Below are 18,946 nucleotides of genomic sequence, written 5' to 3'. Positions count from 1 at the left end.
CGTAGCGCAACGCGCTCCGGTCGTAGCGAACACGGTTCTCGGTCGTCCACATCAGCAAAGGCCTTTCTCAGCCCTCGCTTGAATCACAACCTGCTCAGATTGCACAGCTTGTTGCCGAACAGACACTTAGGGGCTCTAAGACTCAGCAGGTGTCATTTAGGCAGGGAAACCGATCGTGTGGTCAGTCAACATGGTGCCTTTGACGGAGGTGGCTGCCTTCACCTTCGGATACGCAGTGCTGCGCACGCAGTAGTTTGACCCACAGCGCGTCGGCATCTCCCTGGTGGCTATCGCCGCCTTGCTGGCAACCGTGCTGTTGATCGTCCTTACGCCGGAAGGCCTTGTCTTCGATAAGTACGCCTTCGATCCCGTCGCAGTCTCAGCTCCAACGACTGCGCCCAGTCCGCCGTAGCGTATTCGAACGTCGGGTAAAACGTGTGTCTCTGATGGTGGTAAAGGCGATGCTTGCGCGTCCAGTTTGGCGCATCGCGCAATTAGAACCAACTCGACGGCTTTCGACCATTTCCTGCCGTCCGCGAGAGCAGGAGCTTACGTCCGCTTTCCGGCAATGACGATGTTGTCTCGTACGGCCAACTTGGGTCGAGAACCGCCGGGCCGTTCTACGGCCAGGTTGGGTGGCTTTCTGCCGGTCCGCTTTCAGGCAATAACCCACGAGGCCGGACGTTGCGGCCGCGCCCGCTAACGACCCTTCACGGACGTTCAGGGATAGGTAACAAGCGTCAAATTTTGACCACTAGGTTTACCTTACTGTAAATCCGATGCCTGTCGGTTTGTCCACGGCTGTAGCTTTTCCCCATTGAACGGGAACGCCTGGGCGTTTTGGGTCACGAACCACTACGGGACCATTGATCGCCTTCAAGCGTCTGTTGGTCCGTGAACGAATTTTAGGTTAGGTCCGGAACACCCTCCGTGAATGCGGAGCGAGCGTCCGTCTTCTACCACCAAGATCTCATCATCTTACCCGACCAACAGCCCGCCTGACACAGAGTTCTCGTGCTTGGCGATCTGTCTCACTCGGGTTGGCGGTCGATTTGGATCACCGGGGGCAAACTTTATCGACCGAAACCATCCTGCCGCCCACCAGAACCAGCGTTTAATTGAATTGGTATGTCTCTAAAATCAAGATTAATTCTTTAAGATCAGCATCTTTTTTTACACAATGAAGCACAGAAGCCCATTTATTAACGATTTTTAAACCGTTTTGTGTCAAGTTAATTGTGAGTGACCGACATTAAGCATAGCCAAGCGGTCTACAAGTTGCCGACGATAGAGAAACTGCTCATTGCTCGGCTGGCAAAGGTCACAGGATGAATGCCTCCGGGGGCGGCCAAACGTTCTTAGCCCGATTTTTACGCGCAAAAAAAGGGACAACAGCGGTCGAATTTGGGCTGCTGGCGTTGCCTTTCCTCGGCCTCGTTACAGCATGCTTAGAAAACGCCCTGGTTTATTGGCAGCAGGAAATTCTGCAGCAGGCCATCGTCGATGCTGGTCGCCAACTTTACACTGGTAAATTCCAGACGGCGAACAGCGGAACAACAAATATGGCGACGCTCGCCACCAAGTTCCGGACGGCGATTTGTACGGAAAGCAACGGCTCACCGCGGCTGACAATTTTTGATTGTACGACTGTGCGGGTCAGCGTCACTCAGGCGGAGACCCTAGCAGGCGCGACACCAGTATCGCCGACATCAACAGATGCCAAAGGTGTTGTGACCTGGAACCCGCAATTTCAAAGTTATAGCTGCGCTGGAGCATCAGCAATTATGGTGATCCAGGCGGCTGTGGATGTACCTGCTTATTTTCCCCTGCTAGGGTCCAGTGCGTCGAGGTTGTCCACGGGACGACGAGTTATTCAAGCCGCCACCGTGTTCAAGGCCGAGCCCTATACAACTAAGTCGGTGTGCTCGTGACTCGTCGAGTTTTGAGAAATTTCGCCACAGACGACGGTGGAGTCGCGGCGATCGAATTCGCGATGATCCTTCCAGTCCTTGTGACTTTGTATTTCGGAACTGTTGAGCTGACACGGGCTATCGAGACAAGCCGCAGACTGTCGTTGTTTGCCCGCACGATGGCTGATTTGGCGGGGCGGGCAGACAACCCTAACCCAACGACATCGGACATGGCTACGATTGCAGGCGCAGCAACAGCTATCCTGCGTCCCCTCAACACGTCTGGCCTCCAGATTGTCGTGAGCGCGATGGGTGTCGAGAATATCAGCGGCTCTCTCTATGGCGGCGTCTGCTCAAGCTGGCAGCAGAACGCAACAGTCCGAACAAGATTGACCGTCAACGGCACCAATGGGCTGCCGGCCACGCCCGCAAGCTATCAGTTCGACGGGGCACGCTACATCCTCGCCGAGGTAACGCTGCCTTACACCCCAATCATTGGGGCGAACCTGTACCAGCGCATATTCGGCAGTCGTGGGTTGGTCTTCACGCGCCAGATTCCATGGGCTGAGCGCACCACCAGCGAGATCATCATGCCAGGCGGTAGCGCCTGCCCGACTTACCCGTAAATTGCGGAACCGTCGTGATGTCCACGTTCTTCTCACGTGTCGCCCACCCTTTCAAACGCTTCCGCTGCACTTGCTCCGGCGGTGTCGCGATTGTGTTCGCGTTGCTCTTGATACCGATCCTGTTCGCGATCGGGGGTGCTATTGATTATGGCCGTCGCAACTCCGTCAAGACACAGCTTGACGCAGCCCTCGATGGCGCGATCTTGGCCGTAATGGCTCAGAAAACGAACAGTATTTCGGCGGCAAACATTGTAACCATGGAAAATCAATTCCGTACGGAGGCTGGCAAACTCGCAGGCGTTACGATCACTTCTTTTACACCTAGCTCTCCGGTTAATGGCGCATCTTCACTGAGTTTAAGTGCTAGTTATACGGCAGCAGTCCGGACGACATTAGGTGCCATGATGAAAGTCCCGGCTTTAAATATCGGATCAACATCATCTAGCACCCGGAATTTATTTCAGTATATTAATTTTTATCTATTGCTCGACAATTCACCATCGATGGGTTTGGCTGCTACAGATGCGGACGTGACCAACATGCAGCGCGTGACCGGCGGGTGCGCCTTTGCGTGTCATGAGCACACTTACGATAGCAAGGGCAACGTCACTGGCGATAATCTAAACGATAACTACCATGTTGCTCAAAAGAACAATATCAAGCTTCGGATCCAGGTCATGCGTGACGCGGTAGCCGCGCTCGTTGATCAAGCAAACGCCAGCATGACGCTGTTTCAGCAATTCCAGATGGAAATGTGGACGTTCAACGACTCAACATCTCAAGCTCGCCTTCAGGCGATGACGCCTACTTTAAGCTTGATCAAATCTGCCGCGCCAAACGTGGATATTGCCTACGCCTATTATAATCAGGCGGATAATCAAACTGACTTCGAGCGCGCTATCAGTAAGATGAACACCGTTATACCGGCGAGCGGGTCTGGCATCACCGCCGCGTCACCAATTCGGTTTCTCTTTCTCGTAACTGATGGTGTGGAGGACACGGGCGGAAGTATTACAAACCAAGGTTCTGGCTTTCAAATCAATGGTAGCCGCTTCATCGGTCCCTTGAGCCCAACAACGTGTAATACTCTAAAAAATAATAACGTACGCATTGGGATTATTTATACACAGTATCTCCCATTGTACACAAATGATTTTTACAATAGCTATGTAAAACCCTATGAAACTAAGATTGGGCCTATGCTAAAGGCTTGCGCCTCGGATGGTCTCTACTTTCCGGTCTCATCCGGCGGAGATATAACTTCAGCCATGCTACAGCTTTTTTCAACTGCTGTGGCGTCCGTCAGAATAAGCAACTAGGTTGCGCATGTCTGAATGATCGCGGTGACATAATTGATGAGCAATTTAGGTCATTGGCTGCTGATTGATCGAAAATATCTTTAAAATATTCAAGAGTTATATTCGATATGCGGCAAGGATAAGCTATTGAATATGCTATAAAATTATTCAAGTCGTTCGGAAACGCTCGGCGATGCTCTCTCGCCATGATTTTTGTCACAACATCAACGGTTTTTCTTGGTTTCGTTCGTAGCGGTATCGACTACGTGTGGCTGATTGAATGTGAGTAACGCATCCGGCACGGACTCCCCCCCGCCCGCGCCAGCGGCACTGATGATCCGCAAGCTCGAAGTTACCGCGCAACTCTCGGACAGGAACCGCGCCGCCATCGAGGCCTTGCCGTTCACGATCCGCACCTTCCCAGACCGTACCAGCATCTTCGACGAGGGTAATGCGCCCAAACAGTGCTGCCTGATCCTAGATGGATGGGCCTATCGCTGTCGGACCCTCGCCAACGGGCAGCGCCAGATCTTCGGGTTCTACGTGCCCGGCGACATGCCGGATATCGAGAGCCTGCACCTGCACGTGATGGATCAGGGTCTCGTGGCAATTCCCAAGGCCACGGTGGCCTTCGTCGTGCACAAGGACATGCGCGCCCTGATCCAACGCAACACCAACGTCGCGATGGCCCTGTGGCGCGAGACCCTAATCGACGCCACGCGCTGTCGCGAGCGGGTGATCAGCCTCGGCCGGCGGCAGGCAGTCGGCCGGATGGCGCACCTGTTCTGCGAGATGTACGTCCGCCTGCGGACGGTCGGCTTGACTGATGACCGTCGCTACCGGCTGCCTCTGACTCAAACCGAACTGGCCGACGCCCTTGGGATCTCCGCGGTCCATAGCAATCGCTCTATGCAAGAGCTCAAGAAGATGGGTTTGGTTACGCTTCGCCACCGCAAGTTGATCATTCAGGACTGGAGCGGGCTCACGACGGTCGCCGAGTTCGACCAGGCCTACCTGCACCTCGTATGACAAGTAGATGTGTAGTCTTCGATCTTTAAAAAATATCAACGAGTTCCTGCCGCAATCGGCAACGCTTCACAGCTTACATTGCGGGAGCTTACGCGGCGATCGTTCCTTCGAAATTCGCATATAGCGCAGTATGAAGCCGTTGAGTCCGCTCCCCAACCCGAACAGAAGTTGCCTGACGCCCGACGAATAGCTGCTTTCGAGAAGCGTCGACGCGGCCCTGTAGGGCGAGGTTGGGTCGGGACCCGCCCGTCCGCCATACGGCAAGGCTTCGTGGGTAATCGTCATTTCCGCCCGAGGACGATGCCTGCTTCCAAGAGGAAAGGCCAGAGAGCGGGGTTGAGGTTCCCCGGCCTCCATACAACGACGTGCTCGATGGTCGGGGCCTCCTGCAGGTCGCGGAAGACCACGTCGGCAACCCCCATCTTGCGCAGCGATTGCGGTACGAGGGCTATGCCGAGGCCTTCCGCCACGAGGCTCACGATTGTCTGTTGAAGTTGCGCCTCAAGGCGGACGGTCGGTTCGAAACCGCCCGAGCGGCAGAATCCGACGACCGCCTCGCGCAATGTCGGCGCGACATCGGCCGGCGCCGCGATCAGGCGTTCGTCGACGAGATCGTGAGCTTGGATGCCTTCCCGTCCGGCGAGGGGATGGCGGGCATGCACCGCGAGGCACAGCGGCTCACGGAAGATCGCGTGCGCGTCCAGTCCTCGCACGGGTCCGGGATTGAACATGATGGCGGCGTCGAACCGCCCGGTCAGCACCGCATCCGCCAGTGCGTTGGGAACGACCTCCCGCAACTCGACCTGGACCTGGGGGTGGCTGGCCATGAACCGCCGTGCGAGCCCCGGCAGGACCGTGTGGGCTGCGTGCATCATGAAACCGATGGACAGTTCGCCAAGATCGCCCCCGTCGGCGAGCCGCGCATTACGGCAGGCTTGGTCGAACGATACGAGGACGGCGCGTGAATCCTCCAGGAACCGCCGACCCGCGTAGGTCAACGCCGCCTGCCGCGTGTGACGCTCAAGCAGACGCACGCCGAGCTCCTTCTCCAGGTTGGCGATCTGCCGGCTCAGGGGTGGCTGGCTGATATGCAGTCGCTCGGCCGCCCGGCCGAAGTGGAGCGTCTCGGCCAACGCCACGAAGTAGCGCATCTGTCGGATGTCGACCATGATACCGGAAGGGTATGAATGAAGGGGTCAATCAGCATTGGATGATATGGGGCCTGGAGGATAGGTCTGCCCCATCACCTCGGGTCACCTCCTGTCATGCTGTCCACGCTCACCGTCGTCCTGCCGATCTTCGCGCTCATTTTCGCCGGATGGCTCGCCCGTCGCATCGGCGTTTTAGGCCCTCACGCGACGACGGAACTCAACCGGTTCGTGGTCTACCTCGCGCTTCCGGCGCTGCTGTTCGACATCGTCGCGCATGCGCGATGGATCGATGTGTGGCAGCCGGGCTTCGTCGCTGCCTTCGGCCTCGGCGCCGCCCTCGTGTTCTGCCTCACGCTCGTCGTCCGCTTGCAACGCCCGAGGCATCTGGCCGATGCCGCCATCGACGGCCTGAACGCGGGCTACGCCAATACGGGCTTCATCGGGTTCCCGCTGGCGTTCGTGGCACTGGGCCAGGAGGCCCTCGCCCCGACGCTCGTGGCCACGATCATCACGGTCTGCATCCTGTTCGCCATCGCCATCGTGCTGATCGAGATCGGGTTGCAGACCGAGAATCGACGCAGGGATCTCGTCATGAAAGTTGGCGGCTCGCTGATACGCAATCCGTTGCTCGTCGCACCGGTCCTGGGCGCTCTCATTCCGCTCGCCGGATTGGACGTCCCCGCCCCTGCGGAGACCTTCCTGAAGCTGCTTGGTGGGGCCGCCTCGCCCTGCGCGCTCGTGGCGCTCGGTCTTTTCCTGGCAGCGGAACGGGCAGCGACGGATCGGGACCCAGGTTCGGCCGCGCTCCTGGTGGGGTTCAAGCTGCTCCTTCAGCCGGCCGTGACCTGGATACTGGCAACGGTCGTGTTCGGGCTCTCGCCGATGCTGACGCACGCCGCCGTCCTGCTCGCCGCGCTTCCGACCGGAACGGGCCCGTTCATGCTGGCCGAGTTCTACGGCAGGGAGGCAGCCATCACCTCGAACGTCGTCCTGACCTCGACCATCCTGTCCGTCATGACTATCAGCGGATACCTCGCATTCGTGGCGTGAACCGACCGACCTGCTGGGGGATTGGAGTGCGGAGGTAAGGTCCAACGACGTGGCGGCGTGCCAGGGGCGGATGGGGCCCAGGCGGCCGCCCGGCGTGGCCGTCGAGCCGCTCAGATATAGGACGACGCAAGCGCCGGCGAACCTTCCAGCGCATGGGCGAGCACTTCCAGGCCCTGGGTGATCTGCTGCTGGGTGGAGGGGCCGCCGAGACAGAGGCGTACCGCCTCGGGCGGCGTGCCGGCGACGCAGAACGGGTCGCTGGCGACGACGCCGAGCCCGGCGGAACGTCCCTGACTGGCGAAGGCCGAGCGGGTCCAGCCTTCCGGCAGCGTGATCCAAACGTGGAAGCCGTGCGGGTCCGCGGTGTAGGTCCCACTGGGAAGCAGCGAGGTCGCGATGCGCTGGCGCGCCGCGGATTCCTCGCGCACGAACTGCACGATTGCATCCGCCGTCCCGTCCAAGATCCAGCGCGTCGCCAGCGCTGTCGAGATCGGCGAGGCCATGACGGTGGCGGCCCGCAGGGCGCCGGCGAGCGGAAGGGCGGACCGGGCACTCGGGGCGACGAGGAAGGCGAGGCGCAACCCTGCGCCGAGGCACTTGGCAAGGCCGGCCACGTAGTAGGTGATCTCGGGGGCGAGCTCGGCGAAGCTCGGGGGCGGCGCCGGGCAGATGCGCGCGTAGGCGTCATCCTCGATGATGGTGACGGCGTAGCGGCGGGCGACCGCGATGATGGCCTCACGCCGAGTCCGGGACAGGGTCGTGGTGGTCGGGTTCTGCAGCAGCGGGTTCAGGTAGATCGCCTTCGGCGCGACCTTGGTGCAGACGGCCGCGAACCCGTCGGGGTCGACGCCGTGCCGGTCCATGGGCAGGTCGACGAGGCGCAGGCCCAGATGTGCCGCCAGCGACCGGATGCCCGGATAGGTGATGCGTTCGGCGCAGATGGCGTCACCGGGGCGGGCTATCTGGCCTAGCACGCTGAACAGGGCGCTATGGGCGCCCGGGCAGATGAGCAAGCGCTCCCGCGGGGTGTCGATGCCCCGACCTTTCAGCCAGCGCAGGGCGGCTTCCTTGTCCTCGTCCGTCCCGCCGAAGCCCTGGTAGCGCAGCAGGTTGGAGAGGTCGCCGGACAGCTCCGCGAACGAGGCCTGCATCCGCGCCTGCAACGCCGGCGCATCAGGTTCGGGAGGCAGGTTCATCGTAAAGTCGACCGGCCCGATCCGTGAGCCGTCTTTCGAAGGCATCGACCGGCCTTTGCGAACGGGATCGATTACAAACGTGCCCTGTCCGACACGTCCCTCAATCAAGCCGCGCTTGTGAGCCTCGACATAGCCTCGCGATACGGTCGTGAAGTTGAGGTCGAGGGCCTCGGCCAAGGCGCGCTGGGTCGGCAGCCGCGTGCCTATCGCCAAGCGTCCGGTCCGGATGTCGTCCGCCAAGGCCTCGGCGATGGCGAGGTAGTGGGGCTTCCCCCAACGCTTCAGGTCGGGCATCCACGTCCCGCTCACGACATCCGAAGGCGTCGGTCGCCCGTCTCGCGCTGCTGAGGTCATCCGTTCTCCAAGCACACCATCAAGATGCGATCAATACCTGATTGTATGGGTAGCAAGCTCCATACCGTATCGGAGGCCCAAACGGCTTACAGGAACAATACATACAATACCATCAATCCATGCGGTCAGACTGGGCATAACGTGATGCTCCGGTGTGCATATGCCGATCTGATTGCCAGTCGAAAGCTGGCATCCGGAACCAAGGCGTGATGATGATTGAATGTATCATTGTATGCATTAAACTTGGAGCTATTGATGGTTTTGTTGATCGACCCTCGTTGGCACGTCGCTTGCCATGATGGGATGTGACCACCCGAGGCTTCGGCCGACGCGGTCCAACCCATCACGGAGTGAGATCCATGCCCGCAGTGAATCGCGAACCCCATAAGAAGGGCGACTTCCTGGTCGACTACGAGGAGAAGGTATTCGAGGACGTGAAGGCCGAGCCCGGCCAAAAGGCCCTCGTGACCTTCCATACCGTCGCCTTCGAGGGCTCCATCGGCCTCGTCAACCTGCTCCAGGCCACCCGCCTGCAGCGCAAGGGCTTCGAGACCTCGATCCTGCTCTACGGCCCCGGCATCACCCTCGGTGTCCAGCGCGGCTTCCCGCGGCTCGGCGACGAGGCCTTCCCGGGCCACCTGAACTTCAACAACCAGCTTGAGAAGTTCATGGCCGAGGGCGGCAAGGTCTACGCCTGCCGGTTCTCGACCCAGGCCCTGTACGGCCACGGCGAGGCCGCCTTCATCGAGGGCATCCGCATGATCAACCCCCTCGACGTCCTCGACTGCATGCTCCTGCACAAGCGCGACAACGCGGTGATCATCGACACCTGGACCGTCTGAACGGGCCCTCGGCCCATCGACCGGGACGTCGCATCCGGCGGCCGCGCGCGACGCGGCCGCCGTCACCGCCGGAGGATCATCCATGTCTGAGAACCGGATCGTGCGGGCCGCCGCCGTCCAGATCGCGCCCGACCTCGACCGACCGGACGGCACGCTGGAACGGGTGCTCAACGCCATCGACGAGGCCGCCGCCAAGGGTGCGCGCTTCATGGTCTTCCCCGAGACCTTCGTGCCGTATTACCCGTACTTCTCGTTCGTGCTGCCGCCGGCCCTGCAGGGCGCGGAGCACCTGCGCCTCTACGAGCGCGCCGTGGCGGTGCCGGGCCCCGTCACCCAGGCCGTCTCGGCCGCCGCGCGCCGACACGGCGCGGTGATCGTGCTCGGCGTCAACGAGCGCGACCACGGCTCGCTCTACAACGCGCAGCTCGTCTTCGATGCCGACGGTACCCTGAAGCTCAAGCGGCGCAAGATCACCCCGACCTACCACGAGCGCATGGTCTGGGGTCAGGGCGACGGCGCCGGCCTCACCGTGGTCGATACGGCGGTGGGGCGCGTCGGGGCGCTGGCCTGCTGGGAGCACTACAACCCGCTGGCCCGCTACGCGCTGATGGCCCGGCACGAGGAGATCCACGCCGCCCAGTTCCCGGGCTCGCTGGTCGGTCAGATCTTCGCCGATCAGATGGAGGTGACGATCCGTCACCACGCCCTGGAGGCGGCCTGCTTCGTCGTCAACGCCACGGGCTGGCTCACCGACGAGCAGGTGGCGCAGGTCTGCCCGGACGAGCGCCTGCGCGGGGCCTGCCGGGGCGGCAACTGCACCGCCATCGTCTCGCCCGAAGGCCGTCACCTCGCCGACCCGCTCGGTCCTGGCGAGGGCATCCTCATCGCCGACATGGACCTCGCGCTGGTGACCAAGCGCAAGCGGATGATGGACTCGGTCGGCCACTACGCCCGTCCGGAACTCCTCAGCCTTCTCCACGACGACCGCCCGGCCTCGTTCGTGCACCAGCCAACCCGTTCGCAACATCAATCCCGGAGCCTCGACCATGAGCAGTTCCCCGCTTCCGACGAGCCTTCCCACGCTTCCGCCGGTCATGGCAGGCCTGGTCGGGATGCCGACGGAGCGCCTGATCAACGCGCTGCAATCCTACGGCGTTAGGCTCGCCGACACCCGGGCCGGGGCTCCGAGCCGACGCGGCGGCGCCGGTCCCTCCGACCACAAGGCGATGACCATCGCGGGCCGCACCGTGATGGTGCCGGTCCACACCGAGGCGGCGTTCGACTCGCCCTTCCTGGTGCGCCGCCCGGATCTCGACGGGGTCTCGGTCATCGAGCACGACGGCGCGGTGATCGGCCGGGTGACCTTCCCGGGCAAGCCGCGCTTCTACGCCCTCTCGACCTTCGACGGGGTGCCGTACTCGAAGATCGCGGTGCTGCACGGGCGCGACGTGCTCGCGACAACCGTGCTGCAGACCTGCATCCGCTACGCCAGCCGCACCAAGACCTGCCAGTTCTGCTCCATCGGCCAGTCGCTGTCGGCCGGCCGCACCGTCGCGCGCAAGACGCCCGAGCAACTCGCCGAGGTCGCCCGCGCCGCCGTTCTGTTGGACGGCGTCAAGCACATGGTGATGACCACGGGCACGCCGAACGCCACCGACCGGGGCGCCGCGATCCTGTGCGAGAGCGCCTTCGCGGTGAAGGCGGCGGTGGACTTGCCCATCCAGGCGCAATGCGAGCCACCGGACGACGACCGCTGGTTCGAGCGCATGAAGGCGTCGGGCGTCGACGCGCTCGGCATGCACCTGGAGGCCGTCACCCCCGAGGTCCGTGACAGGATCATGCCCGGCAAGGCAAGCGTGCCGCTGAAGCGCTACTACGATGCCTTCGCGGCGGCTGTGCCGGTCTTCGGGCGGGGCCAGGTCTCGACCTACATCCTCGCCGGCCTCGGCGACGCCCCGGAGGCGATCCTCGCCATGGCCGAGCGCCTGGTCGCCATGGGCGTCTACCCATTCGTCGTACCCTTCGTGCCCATCTCGGGCACGCCGCTGGAGAGCCACCCGGCCCCGTCGCCGGATTTCATGCACGCGATCCTGCAGCCCCTGTCCGAGATGCTGGGTCGGGCGAACCTGCGCTCCACCGACATCAAGGCCGGCTGCGGTCGCTGCGGCGCCTGTTCGGCCCTCTCCACTTACGAGCGTACGGGGGTGGCGGCATGATCCTCGAACCCGTCGCGCCCTATCGCCCGAGCCATTTCCGGGTGAAGTTCGCCACCTCTCACTGGGAGCGCCGCGCCTGTGCCGCCCTGCGCCGGCAGGTGTTCTGCACCGAGCAAGGGATCTTCGCGGATGATGACCGCGACGCCATCGACGGACACGCCATCCCGATCTGTGCCCTCTCCACCCTCGGCGGGGATGCCGACGCAGTCGTCGGCACCGTGCGCATCCACGAGGTGGCGGAACGTCCTGGCGAGTGGTGGGGCTCGCGGTTGGCCGTCGCCAAGGCCTTCCGCGGCACGGCGGCGCTCGGGGCCGGGCTGATCCAGGTCGCGGTCTCTTCGGCCCATGCACGGGGATGCACGCGCTTCCTGGCGCACGTGCAGGACCGAAACGTGCCGCTGTTCGAGGCCCTGCACTGGGCGAGCCTCGATGCGGCGGAGCTCCATGGTCGCCTTCACCACCTGATGCAGGCCGATCTCGCCGCCTACCCGCCGATGCACGACCCTGAGCACGGGCTCGTTACGTTCCGCAGGGCGGCGTGATGACCGCGGCCGTCGACCTCCAGGCCCTAGCCGGGCAGATCCGAAATGCACGGGGCGTCTCGCACAAGCGCGACATTGATGCCGTCGTCACGCGCCTCGGACTGGGCGCACGGCATGATGCGGTTCCGGTCGGAGACGATTGCGCCGCCATCCCCGATGGGGATGGACACCTGCTCTTCGCCATCGAGGGCTTCATCGACAGCTTCGTCTCGGCCGATCCCTATTTCGCCGGCTATTGCGGGATCATGGTGAACCTCAGCGACGTGGCAGCCATGGGCGGGCGCCCGCTCGCGGTCGTCGACGCCCTGTGGAGCCGGGACGCCGCGGCGGCGGACCCGATCCTGGCCGGTCTGTCGGACGCGGCCGCCCTCTACGGCGTGCCTGTCGTCGGCGGCCACACGAACACGCGTTCGGAGACCGGGAACCTGGCGGTCGCCGTGCTCGGCCGCGCCGGTCCCCGCCTGCTGACGAGCTTCGATGCGGCACCAGGCGACGACCTCGTCGCCGCCATCGACCTGCGCGGGCGTTTCCGCGATCCGCATCCCTACTGGGACGCTTCGACCGGGTCGCCGGGCGACCGCCTGCGCGCCGACCTCGCCCTGCTGCCGGGGCTCGCCGAGGACGGTCTCTGCCGCGCCGCGAAGGACATCAGCATGGCGGGCGTCGTCGGCACGGCGCTGATGCTGCTCGAATGCTCGAAGGTCGGCGCCGTCATCGACCTCGCCGCGATCCCGCGGCCCGACGACGTTGCGATGGCGCGATGGCTCACCGCCTTTCCGAGCTACGGCTACCTCCTCAGCATCCGCCCCGCCGACACCCCGGCCGTGCTCGACCGTTTCGCCGCGCGGGACATCACGGCCGCGACCATCGGAACCGTCGATGCGAGCCGGGTCGCGCGCATCCGCGATGCCGGAGGCGAGGAGGCCGTGGTCTGGGATTTCGTCGCCAGCCCCCTCATCGGCTGCGGCCGGGATGAAGCGGAGGCCTCGGCATGACCGGTCTGCGCATCGCCCTGCTTACCCACTCCACCAACCCGCGGGGCGGCGTCGCCCATTGCCTCGCCCTGGCCGAAGCTCTGTGCGCCCTCGGGCACGAGGCGGTGGTCCACGCGCCTGACCCGTCCGGCCGTGGTTTCTTCCGGGCCGCCGCTTGCCCCACGGTTTCCGTCTCCGCCCGCACGGTTGCCGGTGACACGGTCGAGCTCGTGCGGACGCGCATCAACGACTACCTCGTTCATTTTGGGTCGCCGGCGGCCTGTGACTTCGATGTCTTCCACGCCCACGACGGCATCGGCGGCAACGCGCTCGCCACCCTGAAGCATCGGCGTCTGATTCCGGGTTTCGTTCGGACGGTCCACCACTTGGATACATTCGCCGACCCGCAGCTTGCCGATTGGCAGGATCGCTCGATCCAGGAGGCTCGGCGCATCCTCTGCGTCAGTCAGGGCTGGACCGACCAGGTCCGTTCGGACTTCGGTGGGATGCCTGAGGTCGTCGGCAACGGCGTCGACATGGCGGCCTACCAACCCACGCCTGACCTGCAGGATGCCGCCGTACGGCGGCGCTGGGGGTTGAGCGACGGTCCCATCGTCCTAGCCATCGGCGGCTTCGAGGCGCGCAAGAACACCCTCGGCATCATCGAGGCGTTCGCGCGCTTGCGTGAGCGCCATCCCGGGGCCCAGCTCGTCATCGCCGGGGGAGCCTCGCTTTTCGATCACGCCGCCTACCGCGCGCGATGCCATGCGGCCCTAACCGCCAATGGCCTGGCGGCTGGGGCAAGCGGTACCGTGATCGAGACCGGTCCGGTTCCGCAGGCCGATATACCGGCCCTCTACCGTATCGCCGACGTGCTGGCGTTTCCTTCGCTGAAGGAAGGGTTCGGCCTGTGCGTGCTGGAGGCGATGGCCTGCGGCACCCCGGTCGTCGTCTCGCACCGACCGCCCTTCACCGAATACCTCGCCGAGGGTGACGCACTGTTCGTCGATCCGGCCGCCCCCGACGACATCGCCCGAGCCATGGCAATCGCACTCGTGCCGGAGACGCACGACCGCCTGAGGCTCGCGGGCTTCGCACGGGCCGCCGCCCATTCCTGGCGGGCCTGCGCCGAGCGCCACCTCGATGCCTATGCGGGCTGCGCCCGCATGCGACAGGAGCCGACCCATGCCTGAGATGCACTTCCACGTCCGCTGGCCCGACGGTCGGCGCGAGGCCTGCTACTCGCCGTCCCTCGTCGTGAAGGACTTCCTCGTGCCGGGCGAGAGCTACGCCGTCGACGAGTTTGTCGAGAAGACCCGCACCGCCCTCAACATCGCGAGCGAGCGCGTACGCGAGAAGTACGGCTTCGCCTGCTCGTCCGCCCTGGACCAACTCGCCCGGATCGAGGCCGCCGCGAAGCTCCAACCTTCCGATGGTCGGGTCATGGTCGAGACCTTCGAGCCCTGAACCGCCCCCCTTTCTGCGAACTCACGGAGTGAGAGCCATGACGTCCACCCCCCGTCACGTTCCCGTTGCCGTCGTCGGCGGCGGCCAGGCCGGCCTCTCGGTCAGCTACCACCTCAAGCAGCGCGGAATCGAGCACCTCGTCTTCGAGAAGAACACGGCGGCCCACACCTGGTCGACGCAGCGCTGGGACACGTTCTGCCTCGTCACGCCGAACTGGCAGTGCGACCTGCCAGGCCATCCCTACGATGGGCCGGAGCCGGACGGGTTCATGCGAAAGGACGAGATCGTCGCGTATCTCAAGGCCTTTGTCGCCAAGGTGAACCCGCCGATACGCGAGGGCGTCTCGGTTACCCGTGTCGAGCGGCAGGAAGACGGCATCTTCTCGGTCCAGACCTCGGAGGGCGACTACACCGCCGACGAGATCGTCGTGGCCTCGGGCGGCTACCACACGCCGATCATCCCGCGCATGGCCGAGAAGCTGCCGGGCTCCGTCACGCAGATCCACTCGAACCAGTACCGCAACGCAGCCCAATTGCCCGAGGGCGAAGTCCTGGTCGTCGGCTCCGGACAGTCCGGCGCGCAGATCGCCGAGGATCTGCATCTGGCAGGTCGCAAGGTGCACCTCGCGGTCGGCGACGCACCCCGCTGCGCCCGGTTCTACCGCGGCCGCGACGTCGTCACCTGGCTTGCCGACATGGGCTACTACGAGATGACCGTCGACAACCATCCGCTGCGAGACGGCGTCCGCGACAACACCAATCACTACGTCACCGGCCGTGACGGCGGCCGCGACATCGACCTGCGCCGCTTCGCCACCGAGGGCATGAAGCTCTACGGTCTGATGGAGGACTACCGGGACGGCAGCCTGCGCTTCCGCGACGACCTCAAGCGCTCGCTCGATGGCGCCGACCGGACCTACAACGGCATCAACGCCGCCATCGACAAGTACATCGCCGAGAAGGGCATCGAAGCCCCGGAACAGGAACAATACGCGCCGGTCTGGGAGCCGGGCGAGCCGGTCACAAGCCTGGCCCTCGACGGCTCCGGCATCACGTCGGTGGTCTGGTGCATCGGCTTTTCGCCGGACTTCCGCTGGCTCGACGCCTCCGTGTTCAACGGTTCGGGCAGCCCGAAGCACAGGCGCGGCGTCACGAACGAGGAGGGGATCTACTTCATCGGATTGCCCTGGCTGAACACCTGGGGGTCCGGGCGTTTCGGCGCGGTTGGCCGCGACGCCGAACATGTCGTCCAGGCGATCCAGCAGCGCTTCGGCACCGAGCGGTTCGCCCTGAAGTTCGCGGTCTGAGGCTGGCCTCGACGATAGCCCGGATGGCACCGGCCAGCATGTCGGGTGCAACGGCTCCGATCTCGCTCAACCTCGAAGCCCATGGGACTGCTCCGACGACGGTGTGCCTGTGCCATCCCTGCAACAAGGCGTCAATCCAAGTATCGGCCAAAAAAAGTTGAGTAGACTACGAAGACTGAGGACTTAGAATATAATAATTGTTGGATATGCATACAAATTGAGTGCAGATCCGATCAATCAAAATAAACAACTACTAAAATTGCCGATACGCCGCCATCGCCGATGCTTCCCGGCGGACGGGTGCGGCTGCCTGATGAAGTTCCTAGCAGGGGATTGATGATGTTGAAGAAGTTCGCGGCCGCGGCAGGAGCGTTCGCCGCAATCACCCTCAGCGCGACCGCCTCGTTCGCGCAATCCACCACCATCCCCGGCGAGCAGGTCGGCCTCGCCGTCGGTGCGCCGCTCCCCGAAGGCATCTACGCCATCGACACCTTCATCTACCGCCGGAACGACACCCGGTTCTCGACCGATACCGCGATCAACGTGCCGGTCCTGGTCTGGTCGACAGGCTTCAAGTTGTTTGGCGCCAACGTCGAGCCATTGCTCGCACAGCCCACGGTGTTCGGCTTCTCCAATAATCCGGCTGGCGTGCCGAACCGTGATTTCTCGGTCAACGTCGGAACCCTTGTCGGATCGATCTTCGCATGGGACCTCGGCAACAACTTCGGCGTCAGCTATCTGGCGGCGGTCCATCTGAACGATCTCGACGCCGGTCGAGGCCTGACGCAGTTCTCATCGAACACCTACCGCCAGGGTTTCGCGGCGAGTTACACGGGCGATGGCTGGAACCTTACCGCCAACCTGACCCATAACTTCTACGACTCCCCCGGGCGGTTCGAGGGGCCGGTCGGTCGTGCCATCGGTCCCCTATACCTGGCCGACGCCCTCCTGCTCGACCTCACGGCTACCAAGAAGTTCGGCAAGTTCGAAGTCGGCGCGGTCGCCTACGGGGTGACGGACCTGCCTCTCGGCGGTCGCGACTTCGCGCGGGCCACCGCGCAGGGCTACACGCGCGCAGGACGCTTCGCGGTCGGCGGCCTGGTCGGCTATGATTTCGGGCCGTTCACCGCGCAATTGATGGTCGCCCGCGACGTCGCGGTCCGGACCCGCGGCACCGAGTCGACCGACGGCTTCATCCGTCTCATCGCCCCGCTATACAGCGCACCGAAGGCTGCCGAACCGATGCCGGTCAGTCTCGTCCGCAAGTATTGATTCCGGCATTCGCGCCCCCAGTCACCCTCACCTGAGGTAGCGGGGACGTGACCGCAATCGAAGTGAAAATCCTTCCCAAGGACCCCGCTTCGATAGGGGCCGGGTGGTTCAGTCTCAACAGCTACCACCACCCGGTCCCGCCCTCCGCAACGGAGAAGGTCCATGACTTTGCACATGCGGTTGGCAGGTGGCGGTTCTCCCCTCTCGGACGCGTCCAGCTACGTACTGGGCATGCCGCACTTAAGCCCGAACGGCCTCTCGGAAAATTGGCTTTGGAAGGAGCTCGGGCATCGTCACTGGAACTTGATCGCCAAGGCCTACGGCAGGGCGGCGACCGGGTTCGGTTCCGTGGGCGACCAGCCCATCTACGCCGCGTTCCGTAACATCTCGCTGCATGGTGGCGACCTTGGCGGCGTTCGGGAGAACGACAGCTTGGATGTACGCTCGACGATCACGCACCTCTCGGAGACCCGGGTCGTCAGTCGCCATTTCGCCGCGTGTCGGGACCGGTTGATCGCGGATGTGGAGATGACGTCCGTGTTCGTCAGGCGTCAGGCCGAAGGCGTGAACCGCTCCATCACCCGTGTCAGGATCGAGGGTACCGGAAGCGCGGAACCCTCCCTGGGGACCCTGCCATCGCAGCCAGCGTATCGTTGTCATGAGACGTTGGCCCACGATGTGTGGGTCGATGAGAATGAGTTGGGCACAACACCAATCACGATGTGCCCACATTTGGACTTCAATGGCGCCGGCCTCCTGTATTTCAGCAGCTTCATCGCCGCGGTGGATAGAGCTGAGTGGCGTTTCATCGGCAAACGGTCGGGCCAGTTCTCGACCAAAAGGCGTCACGCGCGGTTCCACGCGAACATCGAGGTAGGTGACGACATCACCGTGCGGATGTTCGCAGCACAGGATGGTGCGGGATGCCGGCATCGTGCGCTTCTGAGCGCCTCGGTGGATGGTAAGCTTTTGGCCGAAGTGGTGACGCACCGCACGATGTCCTGATCTAGCTTCCTACCTACCAACGACAGTTTATTATATGCTCACTTAATTCTACGGCGTGGTGCTGGCAGTTTCCATCCAATCCGCATTCCAAGAAACTTACGCCGTTCAATGGACGTTGATTTCGCTTCCAATGTATTTTGCTTCCATGTTCATCAAGGACCAAGGGGCTGAACGTCCGCTATTGGGAACAATCTGGATTACCTGATTTGGCGAGGTTGGGTCGGAAAGGGAACGTCCGCTTCAGGGCGAAAGGCCAAAGTCCGGTCACCGCCCTCAGCAGACCATCCCACGGCCAAGCTGAGCGGATTCCCACCCTAAGCCGCCAGATCCCGCCGGACCGCATCGTCGGCGAGCGCCTGGAGCGTCTCCTCGAACACGGCGCGGATTTGCGCGATCTGCCGCGTGCCGGGGATCGCTCGCTCCCCACGTGCCCGCCCCTCGACGGCGGCGAGCAGTCCGACCAGCCGGATCGCTCCGACGTTGGCACTCATCGACTTCAACCCGTGGGCGGCGCTGGCGACGACGGCCGCGTCGCCGTTCGGGATCGCGGCTTCCAAGGCGGCGAGCGCCACCGGTGCCTGCGCCGTGTAGAGGCCGAGCACCCGGGCCAGGAAGGCGCCGTCGCCCATTTCGGCGAGGCCTTCGAGGGTTTCGCGGTCCAAGAGCGCCGGTGCGTCGGGAAGCGCTGGCGCGTCGTCGCGCGTCGGC

The 18,946-nt window shown here is 63.4% G+C and carries 18 protein-coding genes; 15 read left to right on the top strand and 3 right to left on the bottom strand.

Annotated features, from left to right (window positions below):
* Positions 1–1,328: 1,328 nt before the first annotated feature.
* From FV222_RS04150 to FV222_RS04135, 4 genes are all read left to right on the top strand, one after another.
* Positions 1,329–1,931 (top strand): TadE/TadG family type IV pilus assembly protein, encoded by a 603-nt coding sequence (locus FV222_RS04150; protein ID WP_147813106.1) that lies wholly within the window; start codon positions 1,329–1,331, stop codon positions 1,929–1,931.
* Positions 1,922–2,536, top strand: a complete 615-nt coding sequence (locus FV222_RS04145) for a TadE/TadG family type IV pilus assembly protein (RefSeq protein WP_348644927.1) — start codon at positions 1,922–1,924, stop codon at positions 2,534–2,536. Before FV222_RS04150 ends, FV222_RS04145 begins: the two co-directional genes overlap by 10 nt.
* 17 nt (positions 2,537–2,553) lie before the next feature.
* The gene (locus FV222_RS04140; RefSeq protein WP_147813102.1) at positions 2,554–3,855 is read left to right on the top strand and encodes a Tad domain-containing protein; all 1,302 of its coding nucleotides are present in this window, start codon (positions 2,554–2,556) and stop codon (positions 3,853–3,855) included.
* A 312-nt stretch (positions 3,856–4,167) separates the two neighbouring features.
* A complete protein-coding gene (locus FV222_RS04135) occupies positions 4,168–4,863 on the top strand; it encodes a Crp/Fnr family transcriptional regulator (protein WP_147813100.1) in 696 nt (231 codons plus the stop codon).
* A 281-nt stretch (positions 4,864–5,144) separates the two neighbouring features.
* On the opposite strand, the gene FV222_RS04130 is transcribed toward FV222_RS04135, so the two are convergent.
* Entirely contained in the window at positions 5,145–6,032 is an 888-nt protein-coding gene (locus FV222_RS04130; RefSeq protein ID WP_147813098.1) for a LysR substrate-binding domain-containing protein, read from the bottom strand.
* 96 nt (positions 6,033–6,128) lie between these two features.
* Here FV222_RS04130 and FV222_RS04125 point away from each other — a divergent pair, with 96 nt between their 5' ends.
* Positions 6,129–7,064, top strand: a complete 936-nt coding sequence (locus FV222_RS04125; protein WP_147813096.1) for an AEC family transporter — start codon at positions 6,129–6,131, stop codon at positions 7,062–7,064.
* A gap of 110 nt (positions 7,065–7,174) precedes the next feature.
* On the opposite strand, the gene FV222_RS04120 is transcribed toward FV222_RS04125, so the two are convergent.
* On the bottom strand, positions 7,175–8,554 hold the full coding sequence (locus tag FV222_RS04120) for a PLP-dependent aminotransferase family protein (protein WP_246685322.1): 1,380 nt from the start codon (positions 8,552–8,554) through the stop codon (positions 7,175–7,177).
* Between the two features lie 419 nt (positions 8,555–8,973).
* Between FV222_RS04120 and FV222_RS04115 the strand changes: the two genes are divergently transcribed.
* From FV222_RS04115 to FV222_RS04070, 10 genes are all read left to right on the top strand, one after another.
* Entirely contained in the window at positions 8,974–9,456 is a 483-nt protein-coding gene (locus FV222_RS04115) for an MSMEG_0572/Sll0783 family nitrogen starvation response protein (RefSeq protein ID WP_056167628.1), read from the top strand.
* Between the two features lie 82 nt (positions 9,457–9,538).
* The gene (locus FV222_RS04110; RefSeq protein ID WP_147813092.1) at positions 9,539–10,615 is read left to right on the top strand and encodes a Nit6803 family nitrilase; all 1,077 of its coding nucleotides are present in this window, start codon (positions 9,539–9,541) and stop codon (positions 10,613–10,615) included.
* Positions 10,569–11,672, top strand: coding sequence for an MSMEG_0568 family radical SAM protein (locus tag FV222_RS04105; protein WP_147813090.1), 1,104 nt, complete (start codon positions 10,569–10,571; stop codon positions 11,670–11,672). The genes FV222_RS04110 and FV222_RS04105 overlap by 47 nt, the downstream gene beginning before the upstream one ends.
* Positions 11,669–12,214 (top strand): MSMEG_0567/Sll0786 family nitrogen starvation N-acetyltransferase, encoded by a 546-nt coding sequence (locus FV222_RS04100; protein ID WP_147813088.1) that lies wholly within the window; start codon positions 11,669–11,671, stop codon positions 12,212–12,214. Before FV222_RS04105 ends, FV222_RS04100 begins: the two co-directional genes overlap by 4 nt.
* Positions 12,214–13,209, top strand: a complete 996-nt coding sequence (locus FV222_RS04095; RefSeq protein WP_147813086.1) for a sll0787 family AIR synthase-like protein — start codon at positions 12,214–12,216, stop codon at positions 13,207–13,209. The genes FV222_RS04100 and FV222_RS04095 overlap by 1 nt, the downstream gene beginning before the upstream one ends.
* Positions 13,206–14,381, top strand: a complete 1,176-nt coding sequence (locus FV222_RS04090) for an MSMEG_0565 family glycosyltransferase (protein ID WP_147763031.1) — start codon at positions 13,206–13,208, stop codon at positions 14,379–14,381. Before FV222_RS04095 ends, FV222_RS04090 begins: the two co-directional genes overlap by 4 nt.
* Positions 14,374–14,655, top strand: a complete 282-nt coding sequence (locus FV222_RS04085; RefSeq protein WP_147763032.1) for an MSMEG_0570 family nitrogen starvation response protein — start codon at positions 14,374–14,376, stop codon at positions 14,653–14,655. Before FV222_RS04090 ends, FV222_RS04085 begins: the two co-directional genes overlap by 8 nt.
* A 37-nt stretch (positions 14,656–14,692) precedes the next feature.
* Entirely contained in the window at positions 14,693–15,961 is a 1,269-nt protein-coding gene (locus FV222_RS04080; protein ID WP_147813084.1) for an MSMEG_0569 family flavin-dependent oxidoreductase, read from the top strand.
* Between the two features lie 336 nt (positions 15,962–16,297).
* On the top strand, positions 16,298–17,233 hold the full coding sequence (locus FV222_RS04075) for a transporter (RefSeq protein ID WP_187277213.1): 936 nt from the start codon (positions 16,298–16,300) through the stop codon (positions 17,231–17,233).
* Between the two features lie 162 nt (positions 17,234–17,395).
* Positions 17,396–18,238, top strand: coding sequence for a Pnap_2097 family protein (locus FV222_RS04070; RefSeq protein ID WP_147813080.1), 843 nt, complete (start codon positions 17,396–17,398; stop codon positions 18,236–18,238).
* 314 nt (positions 18,239–18,552) lie between these two features.
* On the opposite strand, the gene FV222_RS04065 is transcribed toward FV222_RS04070, so the two are convergent.
* Positions 18,553–18,946 (bottom strand): Hpt domain-containing protein (locus FV222_RS04065; protein ID WP_147813078.1); only part of this gene is annotated, 394 nt, incomplete at its 5' end.

Source organism: Methylobacterium sp. WL103 (genome assembly GCF_008039885.1).
GTDB lineage: Bacteria > Pseudomonadota > Alphaproteobacteria > Rhizobiales > Beijerinckiaceae > Methylobacterium > Methylobacterium cerastii.
The sequence above is the reverse complement of the archived record's forward strand: the minus strand, read 5'-3'. Positions and strand labels throughout refer to the sequence as shown.

What these genes read in the sequence shown, in the direction of transcription:
- FV222_RS04070 (WP_147813080.1), top strand. Translation starts at nt 17,396, where the DNA reads ATGACTTTGCACATGCGGTTGGCAGGTGGCGGTTCTCCCCTCTCGGAC.
- FV222_RS04090 (WP_147763031.1), top strand. Translation starts at nt 13,206, where the DNA reads ATGACCGGTCTGCGCATCGCCCTGCTTACCCACTCCACCAACCCGCGG.
- FV222_RS04140 (WP_147813102.1), top strand. Translation starts at nt 2,554, where the DNA reads ATGTCCACGTTCTTCTCACGTGTCGCCCACCCTTTCAAACGCTTCCGC.
- FV222_RS04100 (WP_147813088.1), top strand. Translation starts at nt 11,669, where the DNA reads ATGATCCTCGAACCCGTCGCGCCCTATCGCCCGAGCCATTTCCGGGTG.
- FV222_RS04110 (WP_147813092.1), top strand. Translation starts at nt 9,539, where the DNA reads ATGTCTGAGAACCGGATCGTGCGGGCCGCCGCCGTCCAGATCGCGCCC.
- FV222_RS04135 (WP_147813100.1), top strand. Translation starts at nt 4,168, where the DNA reads ATGATCCGCAAGCTCGAAGTTACCGCGCAACTCTCGGACAGGAACCGC.
- FV222_RS04105 (WP_147813090.1), top strand. Translation starts at nt 10,569, where the DNA reads ATGCCGACGGAGCGCCTGATCAACGCGCTGCAATCCTACGGCGTTAGG.
- FV222_RS04150 (WP_147813106.1), top strand. Translation starts at nt 1,329, where the DNA reads ATGAATGCCTCCGGGGGCGGCCAAACGTTCTTAGCCCGATTTTTACGC.
- FV222_RS04130 (WP_147813098.1), bottom strand. Translation starts at nt 6,032, where the DNA reads ATGGTCGACATCCGACAGATGCGCTACTTCGTGGCGTTGGCCGAGACG.
- FV222_RS04095 (WP_147813086.1), top strand. Translation starts at nt 12,214, where the DNA reads ATGACCGCGGCCGTCGACCTCCAGGCCCTAGCCGGGCAGATCCGAAAT.
- FV222_RS04080 (WP_147813084.1), top strand. Translation starts at nt 14,693, where the DNA reads ATGACGTCCACCCCCCGTCACGTTCCCGTTGCCGTCGTCGGCGGCGGC.
- FV222_RS04075 (WP_187277213.1), top strand. Translation starts at nt 16,298, where the DNA reads ATGATGTTGAAGAAGTTCGCGGCCGCGGCAGGAGCGTTCGCCGCAATC.
- FV222_RS04125 (WP_147813096.1), top strand. Translation starts at nt 6,129, where the DNA reads ATGCTGTCCACGCTCACCGTCGTCCTGCCGATCTTCGCGCTCATTTTC.
- FV222_RS04115 (WP_056167628.1), top strand. Translation starts at nt 8,974, where the DNA reads ATGCCCGCAGTGAATCGCGAACCCCATAAGAAGGGCGACTTCCTGGTC.
- FV222_RS04120 (WP_246685322.1), bottom strand. Translation starts at nt 8,554, where the DNA reads ATGCCCGACCTGAAGCGTTGGGGGAAGCCCCACTACCTCGCCATCGCC.
- FV222_RS04085 (WP_147763032.1), top strand. Translation starts at nt 14,374, where the DNA reads ATGCCTGAGATGCACTTCCACGTCCGCTGGCCCGACGGTCGGCGCGAG.